General features: G+C 61.1%; 1 protein-coding gene. It reads left to right on the forward strand.

Annotation, left to right across the window (positions count from 1 at the left end):
* The coding region (locus QP415_RS12820) for a hypothetical protein (RefSeq protein WP_285100328.1) at window positions 1–239 on the forward strand (239 nt) is incomplete at both ends.

The raw sequence follows: 239 nt of genomic DNA on the forward strand, positions 1-239 counted from the left end.
AGCGATGCGCAGTATTGGGGCCGCATTCGCGCGCTGACGGAACTGAGCTCCTTTGACGTCAGCCACGCGACCGAACTGGACACCGAGCGCCTGTTGGTCGCCGATGAAGAGATGGTGCGCGCGGTCCTAGGGTTTATTGCTCAAGGGCATAGCGTCGGCATTTTGGCGAATGTTCCGACGGTTCTGGGAACTCGGATCCGCCAGACGCAGCCTTGGCTGAAGGAATGCGCTGCCGTGAC

This window comes from Pauljensenia sp. UMB3104, assembly GCF_030217285.1.
Taxonomy (GTDB): domain Bacteria; phylum Actinomycetota; class Actinomycetes; order Actinomycetales; family Actinomycetaceae; genus Pauljensenia.